Origin of the sequence: Methyloversatilis discipulorum (assembly GCF_018780585.1) — a bacterium.
Taxonomy (GTDB): domain Bacteria; phylum Pseudomonadota; class Gammaproteobacteria; order Burkholderiales; family Rhodocyclaceae; genus Methyloversatilis; species Methyloversatilis discipulorum_B.
The window spans coordinates 88,093-103,018 of sequence record NZ_JADMJL010000004.1; the positions used below are offsets into that span (position 1 = coordinate 88,093).

The 14,926-nt window shown below is 67.9% G+C and carries 15 protein-coding genes; 2 read left to right on the forward strand and 13 right to left on the reverse strand.

Features of this window, described 5'->3' with window-relative positions; all coding sequences use genetic code 11:
- Window positions 1-130: 130 nt before the first annotated feature.
- Window positions 131-1,519 carry an alkaline phosphatase PhoX gene (locus tag IV112_RS01075; RefSeq protein WP_304000558.1) on the forward strand — a complete coding sequence of 463 codons (1,389 nt, stop codon included), beginning with the start codon at window positions 131-133 and terminating at the stop codon, window positions 1,517-1,519.
- Window positions 1,520-1,649: 130 nt separating this feature from the next.
- On the opposite strand, the gene recG is transcribed toward IV112_RS01075, so the two are convergent.
- The 5 genes from recG to IV112_RS01100 all read right to left on the reverse strand — a co-directional run bounded on the left by recG (window position 1,650) and on the right by IV112_RS01100 (window position 6,640).
- Window positions 1,650-3,686 (reverse strand): ATP-dependent DNA helicase RecG, encoded by a 2,037-nt coding sequence (recG, locus tag IV112_RS01080; protein ID WP_304000559.1) that lies wholly within the window; start codon window positions 3,684-3,686, stop codon window positions 1,650-1,652.
- Window positions 3,687-3,726: 40 nt separating this feature from the next.
- Window positions 3,727-4,107 (reverse strand): Rid family detoxifying hydrolase, encoded by a 381-nt coding sequence (locus IV112_RS01085; protein ID WP_304000560.1) that lies wholly within the window; start codon window positions 4,105-4,107, stop codon window positions 3,727-3,729.
- Between the two features lie 131 nt (window positions 4,108-4,238).
- Window positions 4,239-5,363, reverse strand: coding sequence for a methyl-accepting chemotaxis protein (locus tag IV112_RS01090; RefSeq protein WP_304000561.1), 1,125 nt, complete (start codon window positions 5,361-5,363; stop codon window positions 4,239-4,241).
- Window positions 5,364-5,432: 69 nt separating this feature from the next.
- Window positions 5,433-6,182 carry an SPOR domain-containing protein gene (locus tag IV112_RS01095; RefSeq protein ID WP_304000562.1) on the reverse strand — a complete coding sequence of 250 codons (750 nt, stop codon included), beginning with the start codon at window positions 6,180-6,182 and terminating at the stop codon, window positions 5,433-5,435.
- The gene (locus IV112_RS01100; RefSeq protein WP_304000563.1) at window positions 6,179-6,640 is read right to left on the reverse strand and encodes a DUF2802 domain-containing protein; all 462 of its coding nucleotides are present in this window, start codon (window positions 6,638-6,640) and stop codon (window positions 6,179-6,181) included. Before IV112_RS01100 ends, IV112_RS01095 begins: the two co-directional genes overlap by 4 nt.
- Before the next feature lie 111 nt (window positions 6,641-6,751).
- Between IV112_RS01100 and IV112_RS01105 the strand changes: the two genes are divergently transcribed.
- The gene (locus IV112_RS01105) at window positions 6,752-7,501 is read left to right on the forward strand and encodes a YdcF family protein (RefSeq protein WP_304000564.1); all 750 of its coding nucleotides are present in this window, start codon (window positions 6,752-6,754) and stop codon (window positions 7,499-7,501) included.
- Window positions 7,502-7,522: 21 nt separating this feature from the next.
- Here IV112_RS01105 and IV112_RS01110 read toward each other — a convergent pair whose 3' ends face one another.
- The 8 genes from IV112_RS01110 to IV112_RS01145 all read right to left on the reverse strand — a co-directional run bounded on the left by IV112_RS01110 (window position 7,523) and on the right by IV112_RS01145 (window position 14,658).
- Window positions 7,523-8,263, reverse strand: a complete 741-nt coding sequence (locus IV112_RS01110; RefSeq protein ID WP_020166038.1) for an SDR family NAD(P)-dependent oxidoreductase — start codon at window positions 8,261-8,263, stop codon at window positions 7,523-7,525.
- 19 nt (window positions 8,264-8,282) lie between these two features.
- Entirely contained in the window at window positions 8,283-9,089 is an 807-nt protein-coding gene (locus IV112_RS01115) for a thiazole synthase (protein ID WP_019916558.1), read from the reverse strand.
- Window positions 9,090-9,092: 3 nt separating this feature from the next.
- Window positions 9,093-9,311, reverse strand: coding sequence for a sulfur carrier protein ThiS (thiS, locus tag IV112_RS01120; protein ID WP_019916557.1), 219 nt, complete (start codon window positions 9,309-9,311; stop codon window positions 9,093-9,095).
- A complete protein-coding gene (gene lipA / locus IV112_RS01125) occupies window positions 9,304-10,254 on the reverse strand; it encodes a lipoyl synthase (RefSeq protein ID WP_304000565.1) in 951 nt (316 codons plus the stop codon). The genes thiS and lipA overlap by 8 nt, the downstream gene beginning before the upstream one ends.
- A 55-nt stretch (window positions 10,255-10,309) precedes the next feature.
- Complete coding sequence (locus IV112_RS01130; RefSeq protein ID WP_304000566.1) at window positions 10,310-11,422, reverse strand: acetoin dehydrogenase dihydrolipoyllysine-residue acetyltransferase subunit; 1,113 nt, start codon at window positions 11,420-11,422, stop codon at window positions 10,310-10,312.
- A complete protein-coding gene (locus IV112_RS01135) occupies window positions 11,422-12,432 on the reverse strand; it encodes an alpha-ketoacid dehydrogenase subunit beta (RefSeq protein WP_304000567.1) in 1,011 nt (336 codons plus the stop codon). The genes IV112_RS01130 and IV112_RS01135 overlap by 1 nt, the downstream gene beginning before the upstream one ends.
- 32 nt (window positions 12,433-12,464) lie before the next feature.
- Window positions 12,465-13,439: a thiamine pyrophosphate-dependent dehydrogenase E1 component subunit alpha gene (locus IV112_RS01140; protein ID WP_304000568.1), complete on the reverse strand. Its 975-nt coding sequence runs from the start codon at window positions 13,437-13,439 to the stop codon at window positions 12,465-12,467.
- Between the two features lie 139 nt (window positions 13,440-13,578).
- Complete coding sequence (locus IV112_RS01145) at window positions 13,579-14,658, reverse strand: ATP-NAD kinase family protein (protein WP_304000569.1); 1,080 nt, start codon at window positions 14,656-14,658, stop codon at window positions 13,579-13,581.
- Window positions 14,659-14,926: the final 268 nt, after the last annotated feature.

The following is a 14,926-nucleotide window of genomic DNA, read 5'->3' on the forward strand; positions in this document are numbered from 1 at the left end:
GGTTAACAAATCATGCGCCGATCGGCGCAGCGCGGCGGCCGATCTGCATCACGGGAATTGAACGCGCACTGGCTACCCTGATCGTCACCTTGTCTTCTGCAAGGCGTTCATTCAATCAGGGAGTCCGACAATGCAGCCCCGCAAGCTCGCCATAGCCGCCGCCATTGGCCTGATGGGCGTTTCCGCCCAGCAGGCTTACGCGGCCGACAACACCCACTTCGACAACTTCACCGCCCTGCCCGGCAACGTCGCCGCCGGCTCGCTGCCGGAAAGCGCGCCGCTGCAGCTGTCCTCGCCGCTGTTCTCGCAGAAGGTGCTGGCCGACCGCGTCACGCAGCTCGCCAACGGCCAGTCGAACAGCGGCAACTGGGACATGATCACCGCCAACGAGACCGGTACCGACGCCGGTCGCTACCTGTTCATGCCCTTCGAAACCGGCGCCGGCGGCGTGCAGCGCACCGACCTGTGGACCGGCATCACCAAGACCATCGTCCAGTCCGGCACCCAGGGCTTCGTGGCCGGCGACTTCTCGCGCTGGACGCCGTGGGGCACCTACATGACGGCTGAAGAGTCATGGGGCACCAACAGCACCTACGGTCGCCTGTTCGAAGTGACCAACCCGCTGGCCGACACCTCCAGCGCCAACTTCATCCACCGCAACGTGGTACCCCGCGTGTCACACGAGGGCGGCGCGTTCGACAAGAACAACAGCTTCTACTTCATCGACGAATTCAACGGCGGCTCGATCTACAAGTACGTATCGGCGGCGCCGGGCGCGACCACCGGTGACAGCTACTTCGACAAGGGCCAGACCTTCGTGTTGAAGGCCAATGGCGGCAACAACGCCAACGCCGTCGGCGCTGCCAGCTGGGAAGCAATCACCACCGCGACCGGCACCCCGCTGGCCAGCACCGTGAACGCCATGGTGAACGTCGGTGGCGGCACCTTCTCGATGGATGGTCGTGCCGCAGCCGACATGGTCGGCGGCACCAACTACCAGCGTCCGGAAGACCTCGAACTGCAGGTGCTGGCCAATGGCGACGAAGTGCTCTACATCGCCACCACGACCACCAACGAGGTGTATTCGCTGAACCTCGCAACCAACGAAATGAAGCTGTTCGCCAGCCGCGCGACCTTCAACTCGGTCACCGGCGACGCCGTCGGCAGCGAGTTCACCAGCCCGGACAACCTGGCCATCGATGCCAACGGCAACATCTACATCATCGAAGACCAGCCGGGCGGTCGTGCCGACATCTGGTTCGCGCAGGATGCCGACCGCGACGGCGTCGCCGAATCGCTGAGCCGCTGGGCCTCGCTGTCGACCGAAGGTGCCGAACCGACGGGCCTGTACTTCGACAAGTTCAACCCGAACGTCGCCTACGTGAACATCCAGCACCCGAACAGCGGCAACGACACGCTGCTGCAGATCACCGCGGTGCCTGAGCCGGAGAGCTACGCCATGTTCCTCGCCGGCCTCGGTCTGCTGGGCATGATCGCGCGCCGTCGCAGCCGCGTCTGAGCATTGCTGCCGGGGTCGGCCGACACCCGATCCATGCGTCGCACGCGGATGAATACGGTGTGAGGCACGGACCGGACATTGGTCGATCCCGACAGGCAAGACGACAGGGAGGGCTTAGTCCCTCCCTTTTTTACGCCTTCAGCAGATCCTCGCGCCCGGCCAGCCAGCGTTCGAGATGGCGGTCGGCGGCCGCGACGTGGTCACGCAGCAGCGTGTCGGCCGCTTCGCGTGCCAGTTCGACCAGCGCCTCGTCGATCACCAGGTCGGCGAAGCGCAGCAGCGGCTGACCGGACTGGCGGCTGCCGATGAACTCGCCGGGGCCGCGCAGCTTCAGGTCCTCGGCGGCGATCATGAAACCGTCGGTATAGGCATGGATGACGCGCAGCCGCTCGCGCGCGGTCTGCGACAGCGGGCCTTCGTACAGCAGCACGCAGGCCGATTCGCGGCTGCCACGGCCGACCCGGCCGCGCAGTTGGTGCAGCTGCGACAGACCGAAGCGCTCGGCGTGCTCGATCACCATCAGGCTGGCATTGGGCACGTCGACACCGACCTCGATCACCGTGGTGGCGACCAGCAGATGCGTGTCGCCGGCGACGAAGCCCGCCATCACCGCCGCCTTCTCGTCCGGCTTCATGCGGCCATGCACCAGCCCCACCTTCAGTTCCGGACAGGCGATAACCAGCTGTTCATAAGTGTCGAGCGCGGTCTGCAGCTGCAGGGTTTCCGATTCCTCGATCAGCGGGCACACCCAGTAGGCCTGGGCGCCGGCGGCACACGCGTCGCGCACGCGCTCGATCACCTGTTCGCGCCGTGCGGCGGCGATGAGCTTGGTCAGCACCGGCGTGCGACCAGGCGGCAGTTCGTCGATCACCGACACGTCGAGGTCGGCGTAGAAACTCATGGCCAGCGTGCGCGGAATGGGTGTCGCGCTCATCATCAGCTGATGCGGGCTCACGTCGCCAGCCTTGGCGCGCAGAGCGAGCCGCTGGCGCACGCCGAAGCGGTGTTGTTCGTCCACCACAGCGACGCCCAGGCGCGCGAAATCGACCGCGTCCTCGATCAATGCGTGCGTGCCGACCGCGATCGACGCCGCACCGCTGGCGATGGCTTCCTTCATCGCCCGCTTGTCGCGTGCCTTCAGGCTGCCAGACAACCAGGCCACCTGTATCCCCAGCGGCGTCAGCCAGTCGGCCAGTTTGCGGTAATGCTGTTCGGCGAGAATTTCGGTCGGCGCCATGAAGGCCGCCTGGTAGCCGGCCTCGACCGCGCGCAGGCAGGCCAGCGCCGCCACCACCGTCTTGCCGGAACCGACGTCACCCTGCAGCAGCCGCTGCATCGGATACGGCTGCGACAGGTCGGCGGCGATTTCCGCCCAGGCGCGCGCCTGCGCGCCGGTCAGCGCGAACGGCAGCTGCTGCAGGAAGCGGTCGATCAGCGAGCCGGTGGTCTGCGTGGGCTGCGGCAGCACCGGCGCGTCGCGGCTGCGCCGTGCGGCGTGAGCGCGCTTCAGGCTCAGTTGCTGCGCCAGCAGTTCGTCGAACTTGATGCGCCGCCAGGCCGGCGCCAGACGTTCGTCGAGATCGCGCAGCGATTCGCCCGGCCGCGGCCGGTGCAAGGCCTGCACCGCGGCGCCGAAAGGCACCAGCGCGTAGTGGCGGCGCAGCGCCTCGGGCAGGCTGTCGGCAAGATCGGTGCGCTCCAGCGCGTCGTCGATCGCGCGGCGCAGGCTGGCCTGCGACAGGCCCGCGGTGGCCGGATAGACCGGCGTCAGCCGGTCCGGCAATGGCGTGTCCTCGCCGACATTGCGCACCCGCGGGTGCAGCATTTCGGCGCCGAAGAAGCCGGGGTTGATATCGCCGAACAGGCGCACCCGCTTGCCGGGTGCGAGCTGTTTCTGCTGCGACGGATAGAAGTTGAAAAAGCGCAGCGTGACGGTGCCGCTGTCGTCGGCGGCGGTCACGACCAGCTGGCGACGCGGCCGGAATTTCACTTCCGCCTGCGTCACCTCGACCTCGACCTGCACCGGCTGGCCGGCGCGCGCGAGCGCCACCGGCGTGATGCGCGTCTCGTCCTCATAGCGAAGCGGGAAGTGCAGGACGAGCGCGGCATCCGAGCCGAGGCCCATCTTGTCGAGCGCGGCCGAAAGCGCTTCGCTGCGGGTACTCATGCGCGAAAGGGAGGGGCCGGGATGGCCCGGCCGGTCGGTGTCAGTCGATCACCAGTACGGCATCGACCTCGACCAGCGCACCACGCGGCAGCGCGGCCACGCCGACCGCCGCACGCGCCGGGAAGGGCTGGTTGAAGTAGCGGGTCATCGCCTCGTTCACCTTGGCGAAGTTGCCGAGGTCGGTCAGGAACACGTTCACCTTGACCGCGTTATCCAGCGTGGCGCCGGCAGCAGCGGCCACCGCCTTCAGGTTGTCGAACACGCGGGTGATCTGCGCGTCGATGCCGTCGGCCATGGTCATGGTGGCCGGATCGAGGCCGATCTGGCCCGACATGTAGACGGTGTTGCCAACCTTGACCGCCTGCGAATAGGTGCCGATGGCGGCGGGTGCGTCGGTCGTCGAAACGATGGTGCGCGACATGCGAAGTCTCCGGAAACGTTGTGGATGAATGCTGCGCAGCACACCGGCCACGGGAGGCCAGTGTGCGGGACGTCGCCGGATTATCGCGGATTCGGTGCCGCCGGGGTTGCCGACGGACGCGTCGGTACGGATCAGGTGTGCGCGTGCGCCCGCTGCTGCGCTGCGGCGTCGCTCATGCGATCGAGTTCGCCGATCACGTCCAGGCTCAGCGTCTCCATCCGTGCAATCGCCGCCAGCGCCTGCTCGTGACGGCCATCCTTCGCGTGCTGCAACGCCTCGATGCCGACCCGGTGAAAAGCCTCGTGCGGCGCATCCAGCTCGCGGAAGCCGGGCAGGTGGCTGTGGCAGCGCCGGCCTTCGCCTTCGTGATACCACTTGCCGAGGCGACAGGCCGTATGCGAAGCGAAACTGTCCGGCGTGCGATCGGAGTGACCGGACACCACCTGGTAGATGTCCATCTTGTAGGCCAGATGATCGACCTTGGCCAGTTCGGCGAAGGCGCGCAGCGAGGTGACGGCCATCTGTTCGCCATTGGCGCTCGCCTGCTGGCTGAGCGCATCGAGCTGGTTGCTCGCGCCGAGACCGTCCTGCGAATAACCTGCGGCATCAGCGGCATTCGCCTGCATGCGCTCGGTCGCCTGACCGGTGTCCTCCTGGATGCCGCCAACCAGCGTCGCAATCTCCGTGGTCGCCGCACCGGTGCGCTCGGCCAGCTTGCGCACCTCGTCGGCGACGACGGCGAAGCCGCGGCCCTGCTCGCCGGCGCGCGCCGCCTCGATTGCGGCGTTCAGCGCCAGCAGATTGGTCTGGTCGGCAATTTCGCGGATCAGGCGCACGATGCCGCCAATGCGTTCGGCGCGGTCGCGCAGCGTATCGACGCTGTGCGCGGTGTCCTTCAGGCGGTCGGAATAGCCGGACAGGTTGCCGGCGACGGCCCGGCTGTCGCGCGCCGTCGCGGCACAGCGTTCCGCCGTCTCGGCCGCTCGCCCGGCCTCGGCGGTCACGATCTCCGCCAGTCCGGCCAGGGTCGTGCGGAAGCGCTGGAAGGAGGTGGCATAGGCGGTGAGGCTGGACAACAGGCCGGCGTTGAAGGCGCAGCGCTTCTCCGTCTGCTCGCGCGCCTCGTTGAGCGCGCGGCACTCGTCACCCAGTCGCGACACATCGGCGCGCAGCGCACCGACCTCGTCCTTCAGGCGGTCACGCTCCGACGCCAGCGCGTCGAATTCCGCTCGGCTCACCCACCCCATGAAGGCCATTTCGCGACTCCCGTTCTTGTGTGTTTGGATCACAGCTAACGGTCGCGAATCGATACCACTTGAGCGGGGTCAGCGCTGCGCCGCAGCAGGCTTGAGCGCAGTCGGCGGCCCGCTGTCCATGCCGAGCGCGCGCAGGCGCTGCCGTGCCTGGTCGGCCTCGGCGCGCGACTTGAACGGCCCGATGTGCACGCGCGCCTCGATCTGCGACGGAATGCCGTTCAGCGCAAGCCGGGCGCGGATCTCTTCTGCATTGGCGACGTTGCTGAATACACCCACCTGCACGACATAACCGGAGCCGGCGACCGCCGGCGAGCGGGCGATGGTCGGTGCCGGCTGCGGCGCTGCGTCAGCCGGCGCGGCGGCCGGCCTGGACGGCGCTGCAGCCGGAGGCGCAGCAGCAGAGGGCGCTGCACGGGGCGGCAGCGGCGCACCCGGGCGCGCGGTCGATTCGGGCACCGCCGGTTCCGGCGATGCAGCCGGAGTCGGCTGCGCATCGGTGGCGGCATCGGGCAGCGGCGGCGGGGTGTCCTGCATCGACGCCGTCGTCGCGTCGACCGCGGGCGTCTCCTCCGGCGGCAGCGTGGGCAGGGCGGTGGCCTCCTCGGCCGCCGGGGCTTCGGCGGGCGGCGGCGTGACCGCGGCCACCGGTTCGTCGTCGATCTCCGGGGCGCGGCGGCTGGCGTCGAACAGGGCCAGCCCGCCGATCAGCATCGCGATCAGGCCGCCGGCGACGATCACCCGGCGCAGCAGCGCGCTGCGCTGTTCGGCCGCCTCCTGCTCGTCGTTGCCGCGCACGGTCACGCTGTCGGTCGCACTCATGTCCTGTCTCCCATGCCACGGCTCTGCGCCAGCGTACGTACCAGTTCCGCCTCGCCGACCGACATGTCGCACTGCTCAGCGATGTCCTCGGCACTGAGGCCGCGCGCTGCCAGCGACAGCGCCTCGCTGTACTGCGGCGCGACCGGTGGAAGCTGATTGACGGTTTCGAGCCGGCGGCTGACGCCGTCCAGCCTGTCCTCGATCAGGTCGAGCCGGGTTTCCAGCGCCTGCATCAGCGGCGCCAGCCGGGCATCGAGCAGCATGTCGAGTTCGGCCTGCAGGTCCACCGGTGGTGGCGCCGGCACGGGTGCCACCGGTACCGGCGGCGGTGCGGCTTCGGCGTTGCGGCGGGCGTTGAGCATGGACAGGCGCACCAGCGCATAGCCCATGTAGCCGGCGAGAATGACCAACGCGACCAGCGCTGCTTCCTTCCAGCCGATTGCCGACAGATCGATCAAATCCCCGCTCCGTGTGGTCTGCGCGCATGTCCGGCGCGTCGCAGCATGCATGCGACGCCGCCGTGCGGCGTGTTGGCCCGGATAATAAGGCTTTTTCACTGGCACGCGCCCATGCCGAGTTCTCTGCTGTTCCTGCTGAAGAAGACCGTATCGGTCCTGCTGCTGCCGCCGACCAGCCTGCTGCTGCTGGCCGTGCTCGGCCTGCTGCTGATGCGCCGCCACCGCCGCATCGGCATGACGCTGGCGGCGACCGGCGTGCTGACGCTGTATGCATTGTGTCTGCCGGCGCTGGCCGGATGGCTGGAGCGCACGACCTATTACACCGGCGCGGCCCAGCCGCTGGCTGGCGCCGGCGCCATTGTCGTGCTCGGTGCAGGCACCGCGGACAACCTGGTCGACTATGACGGACAGACGGTGAATGGCTGGGCGCTGGAGCGCGTGCGCGCCGGTGCGCGGCTGGCGAAGGACACCGGTCTGCCGGTGCTGGTCAGCGGTGGCGTGGTGTGGGACGGACGCCCGGAAGGCGAACTGATGCGCGAAGCGATGAGCGACTTCGGCGTAGACGTGCGCTGGGTCGAATCGGCTTCGCGCGACACCGCCGACAACGCCCGGCTGTCGGCGGTGCTGCTGCGCGACGCCGGGATCACCCGCGTCGCGCTGGTGACGCATGCGATGCACATGCGTCGTTCGATGGAGGAATTCCGCCGCGCCGGACTGGACCCGGTCGCTGCGCCAACGATGATCCGCCGCCCCGGCACATGGGCGTTCAGCGACTTCATACCGTCGTCGCGCGCGCTGCAGCAGTCAGGCTGGGCGCTGCACGAATGGCTGGGCTGGCTGGCGCTGAAACTGCGCCCCTAGCCCCTAGCCCCTAGCCCCTCATCAAAGTTTGGTCCCACCGCTGACGTCGATCACCTGACCTGTGGTCCAGGCGCCATCCGGGCCGACCAGGAAGGACACGACGCCGGCCACGCGGTCGGGCGTGCCGACGCCGGCCAGTGCCTGCATCGACTGCACCGCTTCCGCGCCGCCATTCTCCAGCAGGCCGGTGGTGAGCCGCGTCTCGATCACGCCGGGCGCCACCGCATTGACCGTGATGCCGCGTTCGCCGAGCGAGGCGGCCAGTTGCAGCGTCAGCACATCGACGAAGCCCTTGGTCGCCGAGTAGGCCGGAATGCCAGGAAAGGCAGTGCGGGCGACGATGCTGGACAGGTTCACGATGCGGCCGCCGTCGCGCAGCTTCGGCAGCAGGTATTTGGTGACGAAGAACAGCGAGCGCATGTTCACGTTCGACAGGCGGTCGTAACTGCCTTCGCTCATGTCCTCGATGGCCTCGAAGGGCGCGATGCCGGCGTTGTTCACCAGCACGTCGATGTGCGGTTCGGCCAGCGTGTCCGCCAGATACTGCGGCCCGTCGGACATCGACAGATCGGCCTGCAGCAGCGTGGCGCTGCCGCCTGCGCGTTCGATCGCCGCGCACACGTCGCGCGCCTCTGCGGCACCGTGGGCGTAATGGACGACGACGTGAAAGCCGTCGCGTGCCAGCCGCTGCGCAATCGCCGCGCCGATGCCGCGCGAGGCGCCGGTGACCAGCGCGACACGGCGCTTCTTCGATGCAGACATGGTGATTCCTCCCTTATGTTTATTGGATGAGGCCGGTCTGCGGCGACGAGGCCGCGGCCCGGTAAGGCAGCTTTTCCATGCGGCCGGCGAGGAAGGCCTCGCGGCCGGCAATGACGCCGTGGCGCATCGCCGCGGCCATGCGCACCGGGTCGCGCGCGTGCGCGATGGCGGTGTTCATCAGCACGCCGTCGCAGCCCAGTTCCATCGCCACCGCGGCGTCCGACGCGGTGCCGATGCCGGCGTCGACAATGACCGGCACCTTGGCGTCGTTGATGATGATTCCGATGTTCCACGGGTTCAGGATGCCCATGCCGGAACCGATCAGGCTGGCCAGCGGCATGATGGCGACACAGCCCATGCTCTCCAGCACGCGCGCCTGTATCGGGTCGTCCGAGCAATAGACCATGACGCGGAAGCCGTCGCGGATCAGCGTTTCGGCGGCGCGCAGCGTTTCCGGCATGTTGGGGTACAGCGACTTCGGATCGCCCAGCACTTCGAGCTTGATCAGGTCGTGGCCGTCGAGCAGTTCGCGCGCCAGGCGCAGCGTGCGCACCGCGTCGTCGGCGGTGTAGCAGCCGGCCGAATTGGGCAGCAGCGTGTAGCGCCCGGTCGGCAGCACGTCGAGCAGGCCGGGTTCGCCGTTGTTGCGGTTCAGCGGCGTGCGCCGGATCGCCACGGTGACGATATCGGCGCCGCTGGCGTCGAGCGCACGGGCGGTTTCGTCCAACGTGCGGTACTTGCCGGTGCCCACCAGCAGGCGCGACGCAAAGGGCTGGCCGCCGATCACCAGCGGATCGGTCAGCGGCGTATCAAGGGGTGCATTCATGGTCTAGCCGCCTCCGACGGCGATGACGATTTCGACGCGGTCGCCCGGGCTCAGCGCCGCATGGTCGAACACGCTGCGCGGCACGATTTCGCCATTGCGCTCGACCGCGATGCGCTTGCCGCGCAAGGCCATGCGGTCGAGCAGATCGCCCACCGTGCGCGCATCGTCGAGCGGCTCGTGCTGGCCGTTCACGATGACGGTGTGGGCGCTGGCGTCAGCCATGGTTCTCATGGGCGGCGTGCAGCACGTCGGCACGATAGGACGAGCGCACCAGCGGGCCGGCGGCGACTTCGCTGAAACCCAGTTCGAGCGCGATGACACGCAGCGCATCGAAGCGCTCCGGCGTGATGTACTCGATCACCGGCAGATGGGCCGGCGACGGCCGCAGGTACTGGCCCAGCGTCAGCAGGTCGCAGCCATGGGCGCGCAGGTCGCGCATCACCTCGACCACTTCCGCCTCGGTCTCGCCGAGGCCCAGCATCAGGCCGGTCTTGGTCGGCACGCCGGGGAAGCGCTGGCCGAAGTCGCGCAGCAGCCTGAGCGAGCCTTCGTAGTTCGCGCCCGGCCTGACTTCGCGGTACAGGCGGGGCACGGTTTCCATGTTGTGGTTGAACACGTCCGGCGGCGACACCGCCAGCGCGTCCAGTGCGGCCGCCTCGCGGCCACGGAAATCGGGGGTGAGCACCTCGATCGTGATGTCGGGGCTCAGTGCGCGGATGTCGGCCATGCACTGCGCGAAATGTGCAGCGCCGCCGTCACGCAGGTCGTCGCGGTCCACCGAGGTGATGACCACGTAGCGCAGCTTCATCGCCGCCACCGTCCGCGCCAGGCGCTGCGGTTCGTCGGCATCGGGCGGCAGCGGCCGGCCGTGCGACACGTCGCAGAAGGGGCAGCGGCGCGTGCAGATGGCGCCGAGAATCATGAAGGTCGCCGTGCCACGGCCGAAGCACTCGCCGATGTTCGGGCAGGCCGCCTCTTCACACACCGTATGCAGCGCGTGATCGCGCAACACGCCCTGCAGCGCGCGCACCGCCGGCGTGTCCTGGTCGCGGCCGCGCAGCCAGGCGGGCTTGGTCGGCGAGGCGACATCCTCGCGCACCTTGACCGGAATGCGGGCGAGCTTGTCGCGTCCGCGCAGGCCTTCGCCTGCAACAGCTGTGCTCATGATGGAATCCGTAAAAATGGCCGCCGCAGGAGAGGCTGCGGCGGCCGGTGGTGCATCAGCCGATGAACTCGCCGATCAGCTTGTTCACTTCGCCTGCCGCTTCGAGCTGGACCATGTGGCCCTGGCCCGGCATCACCTTCACGGTCGCGCCCGGGATCGCCGTGGCGTGAGAGGACGGGATGACACGGTCGTTTTCGCCCCAGATCACCAGCGTCGGCTTGCCGGCCGCGGCCGAAGCAAGCTGCTCGGCCTGACGGCCGCCGGCGAACAGGCCGCCGGCCAGCGTGGCGAGCGCGCTGTCGACGCCTTCGAGGCGCTTGAACTTGAGCATGTCGTCGATCATCGAGCGGGTGACCAGCGACTCGTCGGAATACAGCTGCGCCAGCACCGGCTTCAGCGCGTTGCGCGAAGCGGCGGCGACGAAGCCGTCGATGTAGGCACCGTTGATCTCGTTGCCCAGACCGGCGCTGGCGATCAGCGACAGCGACTTCACCTTGTTCGGCGCGCGCTTGGCGATCGCCAGGCAGACGCCGCCACCCATCGAGTGGCCGGCCAGGTGGGCGCATTCGAGACCGACGGCGTCCATGAAACCGATCACCACTTCGGCCAGACCGTCGAGCGAGGCGACGCCGGTCACCTTGGTCGTGCTGCCGTGACCCGGCAGGTCGAGCGCATACACCGCACGCGACTCGGACAGCGGCGAGTGGTTGAACAGCCAGTTGTTCAGATCGCCACCGAAGCCGTGAATCAGCAGCAGCGGGTCCTTGCCGGCCACGTCTTCGCCGAGCTTGAGGTAGCGCACCTCGACATTGCCGACCTTGACCGTCTGCGTCTGCGGGCCGGAATCGGCGTCGTCGGCGGACGGCGGCACGAACTCGGCCTGGAAGCGGGCGATCACCGCGTCGATGTCGGCATCGGACGCGCCCTTCTCGGCGACGATGCCGAGCAGCGCGCCGACCGGCAGCACTTCGTCCGGCTGGGCGACCTGACGGCGCAGCACGCCGGACACCGACGCCTCGACGGCGCCGGAAATCTTCTCGCTCTCGACCTCGATGATTTCCTCACCCGGGTCTATCGTGTCACCGACTTCCTTCAGCCACAGGTTGACCTTCCCCTCCTGCATGGAAAGGCCCCACTTGGGCATGGTGACGGTATGGATTGCGGACATCAGCGATACTCCTTGACCTTCATCACGGCTTCTTCGATGCGTGCCGGACTGGGGATGTAAAGATCTTCAAGCGAAGCGGCGAACGGCACCGGAACGTGCGGTGCCGTCACCATCTGGATCGGCGCCTTCAGTGCGCCGAAAGCTTCCTGTGCAACGAAGCTGGAAATGTCCGACGCCATGCTGCAGCGCGGGTTGGATTCATCGACGACGACCAGACGGCCGGTGCGCTCGACGCTTTCCAGAATCGTGTCGGTGTCGAGCGGCGAGGTCGTGCGCGGATCGATGATTTCGCACTGGATGCCCTTCTTGCGCAGGTTGCCGGCGGCTTCCTTCGCGTAATGGACCATGCGGCCCATCGCGACGATGGTCACGTCATCGCCTTCCTGCACCACGGCGGCTTCGCCGAAGGGGACGATGTAGCTCTCGGCCGGCACGTCGCCTTCCATCGTGTAGAGCGCCTTGTGCTCCAGGAAGATGACCGGGTCGTTGTCGCGGATCGACTGGATCAGCAGACCCTTCGCGTCGTACGGGTTCGACGGGATGACCACCTTCAGGCCGGGGATGTGCGTGAACACGTTGTACAGGCACTGCGAGTGCTGGGCGGCGGCGCGGAAGCCGGCGCCATACATGGCGCGGATGACGACCGGGGTCTTGGCCTTGCCGCCGAACATGTACTTGAACTTGGCAGCCTGGTTGAAGATCTGGTCGAAGCAGACGCCCATGAAGTCGATGAACATCAGCTCGGCGACCGGACGCAGGCCGTTGCAGGCCGCACCGACGGCGGCGCCGACATAACCCGATTCCGAGATCGGGGTGTCGAGCACGCGGCCCGGATGCTTCGCGTACAGCCCCTTGGTCACGCCGAGCACGCCGCCCCAGGCGTCGTTCTCGCCGGGCGAGCCTTCGCCACCGGCGACGTCCTCACCCATGATGATGACGCTCGGGTCACGCGACATTTCCTGATCCAGCGCCTCGTTGATGGCCTGCTGGTAAGTGATCTTTCTTGCCATTCTGTTTTCTCCTGTCGGCGTATGGCGCGGGTTCAGTAAGAGATGTAGACGTCGGCCATCAGGGCCTCGGGCGGCGGCAGCGGATCCGACTTCGCCTTCACCACCGAGTCGTCGATCATCGTCTTCACTTCGCGGTCGATGGCTTCGATGTCAGCCATGGTCAGTTCGCCGCGCGAAGTCACGCGCTTGGCGAACTGCATCAGGCAGTCCTTGGTTTCGCGCAGCTTCTGCACTTCGCCCGGCGCGCGGTAGGTCTGCTGGTCGCCTTCGAAGTGGCCGTAGTAGCGCGACAGCTTCACTTCGAGCAGGGTCGGGCCGCCGCCTTCGCGGGCGCGCTTGATCGCCTCGCCGGCCGCTTCGTACACCGCGAAGAAATCGAAACCATCGACGATGACGCCCGGCATGCCGAAGGCGCTCGCGCGGTCGGCGATGTTCTCGACAGCCACCGAGAAGGTGCTGGAGGTCGCTTCGGCGTAACCGTTGTTCTCGGCCACGAAGATGACCGGCAGCTTCCACACCGAAGCGAGGTTCATCGCTTCGAAAATGGTGCCCTGGTTGGACGCGCCGTCACCGAAGAAGCACACGCCGACGTTGTTCTCGCCGCGGATCTTGGACGCAAGTGCGGTACCGCAGATCAGCGGGCCACCGCCACCGACGATGCCGTTGGCGCCGAGCATGCCCACCTCGAGGTCGGCGATGTGCATCGAGCCGCCCTTGCCCTTGCAGGTGCCGGTGGCCTTGCCCCAGATCTCGGCCATCATGCCGACGGGATCAACGCCCTTGGCGATGCAGTGACCGTGACCGCGGTGGGTCGAGGCGATGTAGTCGTTGCGGTTGAGGTGCATGCAGATGCCGGTCGCCGAAGCTTCCTCGCCTGCATACAGATGGACGAAACCGGGGATCTCGCCGGTGGCGAAATCGACGTGCACGCGCTCCTCGAAATCGCGGATGGTGCGCATGGTCCGGTAAGCCTGCAGAAGGGCTTCCCTGTTCAAAGGACTGGTCATGAGTGCTCCTCTTTGTTGTGGACAGAAATGCCCGCGGTTCTCCGGCAGCTGCGGGCGGATGGCTGATCGAGCCTGGGGCGGAGCGCGGCGCCGTCGTTGGCGCCGGCTCCGTGGAGAGCGATGAGCAGGAGCGCGCGCGTCATGCGGCACCTCCCGCGTAGTGGCGCAGCAGTCGGTGCTGCGCCGCGTGGGTGAGCGTGGCGGCGACGTCGATGGTCTGCGGGCCGTGCGGGTCGAGGCTGATTTCGATGCGGCTGCCGGTGTGGAACTCGATCTCGCGCTCGCCATCGAGCGCGATGGTTCCGCTGCGACCGGTCAGCACCACCGGCTCGTGCGGCGACAGATGCGCGTAGTCGCGCACCCCGACTTCGGCCACCAGGCCGGGCGCGATCGCCGCGTGCACGCGGCGCGGCGTGTCGCCGGTCGGCGCGCAGCGCACGTGCAGGCCGTGTGCTGCGGCACGCGTGACCGGTTCGAGCTGACCGGCGATGGCCGACAGGCCGATGCCGTCGGCCGCGGCGAAGGTAACGAACAGTTCCTCGACCAGCGCGCTGTCCCAGACGGCGCGCGAGCCGACGTACTCATGACCGGTGAAGCAGGCGTCGACCAGCGCGATGTCGTCGCGGTCGTCGCAGCGCACGCGCAGCAGCTTGTTGCGGCGAAGGCCGGCCGCGGCCGGCACCGCGCCGGTGGCGATCAGGCCGGCCGCCAGCCCGGCCACGGTCGCCTCGCGCATTTCCGGAAAGGCGTTGTTGGTGCCCGTGGACAGCGCCAGCAGCGGCACCTGGCCGCACCGCTTGGCCACCGCGCGATGGGTCCCGTCGCCGCCGAGCACGATGATGGCGGACACGCCCGCCGCGCACATCGCCTCGGTGGCATGCAGCGTGTCGTCGATCGACTCGGACACGGTCATGTCGATGAAGCGCACGCGCCGCCCTTCGGTCGACCGGCCGTCGAGGCCGAGCGCGCGATACACCAGGCCGGAGATCGAGCCCTTGTCCGGCATGAGCAGCACGTGCTCGACACCGGCCGCTTCGAGGCCGGCGATGGCGCGCACGATCATGCTGGCCTTCTCCGCGTTCGGAAACACCGATGCACGGGAAGTGAGACGACGGATGTCCCTGCCTGATGCCGGGTTGGCGATGATGCCGACGCTGATCGGGCGGGAAGGACTGGGCGACACGACGATGCGACTCCTGAACGAGGTTTGAGCCCTCATTGCATCTGTCGTGCCAGCGCCTCGTCGCCAATCGGCGTTCTGGCGACAAGCCGATGATTCGTAAGAGGTCTGTCACGCCCATCGTCATAGGCCGTCGTTGAACGACCGGCACACGCCGGCCGATGAGACGCCGGACACCCGGCGCACTGAGACAGCTGTCTCAGTTTTCGGAGACATTCGTCGCGTTGCTTTCGGACGCGGCAGGGCCTAACCTCACGCAACAAAAAGGGAAACCTGCCCGCACACGGCAACAACCGGTGACGGGGGG

Excerpts from the sequence above, each read along its gene's own strand:
- IV112_RS01090 (WP_304000561.1), bottom strand. The coding sequence starts at position 5,363 with ATGGCCTTCATGGGGTGGGTGAGCCGAGCGGAATTCGACGCGCTGGCG.
- IV112_RS01145 (WP_304000569.1), bottom strand. The coding sequence starts at position 14,658 with ATGAGGGCTCAAACCTCGTTCAGGAGTCGCATCGTCGTGTCGCCCAGT.
- IV112_RS01135 (WP_304000567.1), bottom strand. The coding sequence starts at position 12,432 with ATGGCAAGAAAGATCACTTACCAGCAGGCCATCAACGAGGCGCTGGAT.
- IV112_RS01110 (WP_020166038.1), bottom strand. The coding sequence starts at position 8,263 with ATGTCTGCATCGAAGAAGCGCCGTGTCGCGCTGGTCACCGGCGCCTCG.
- IV112_RS01105 (WP_304000564.1), top strand. The coding sequence starts at position 6,752 with ATGCCGAGTTCTCTGCTGTTCCTGCTGAAGAAGACCGTATCGGTCCTG.
- IV112_RS01075 (WP_304000558.1), top strand. The coding sequence starts at position 131 with ATGCAGCCCCGCAAGCTCGCCATAGCCGCCGCCATTGGCCTGATGGGC.
- IV112_RS01140 (WP_304000568.1), bottom strand. The coding sequence starts at position 13,439 with ATGACCAGTCCTTTGAACAGGGAAGCCCTTCTGCAGGCTTACCGGACC.
- IV112_RS01095 (WP_304000562.1), bottom strand. The coding sequence starts at position 6,182 with ATGAGTGCGACCGACAGCGTGACCGTGCGCGGCAACGACGAGCAGGAG.
- IV112_RS01085 (WP_304000560.1), bottom strand. The coding sequence starts at position 4,107 with ATGTCGCGCACCATCGTTTCGACGACCGACGCACCCGCCGCCATCGGC.
- IV112_RS01130 (WP_304000566.1), bottom strand. The coding sequence starts at position 11,422 with ATGTCCGCAATCCATACCGTCACCATGCCCAAGTGGGGCCTTTCCATG.
- thiS (WP_019916557.1), bottom strand. The coding sequence starts at position 9,311 with ATGGCTGACGCCAGCGCCCACACCGTCATCGTGAACGGCCAGCACGAG.
- lipA (WP_304000565.1), bottom strand. The coding sequence starts at position 10,254 with ATGAGCACAGCTGTTGCAGGCGAAGGCCTGCGCGGACGCGACAAGCTC.
- recG (WP_304000559.1), bottom strand. The coding sequence starts at position 3,686 with ATGAGTACCCGCAGCGAAGCGCTTTCGGCCGCGCTCGACAAGATGGGC.
- IV112_RS01115 (WP_019916558.1), bottom strand. The coding sequence starts at position 9,089 with ATGAATGCACCCCTTGATACGCCGCTGACCGATCCGCTGGTGATCGGC.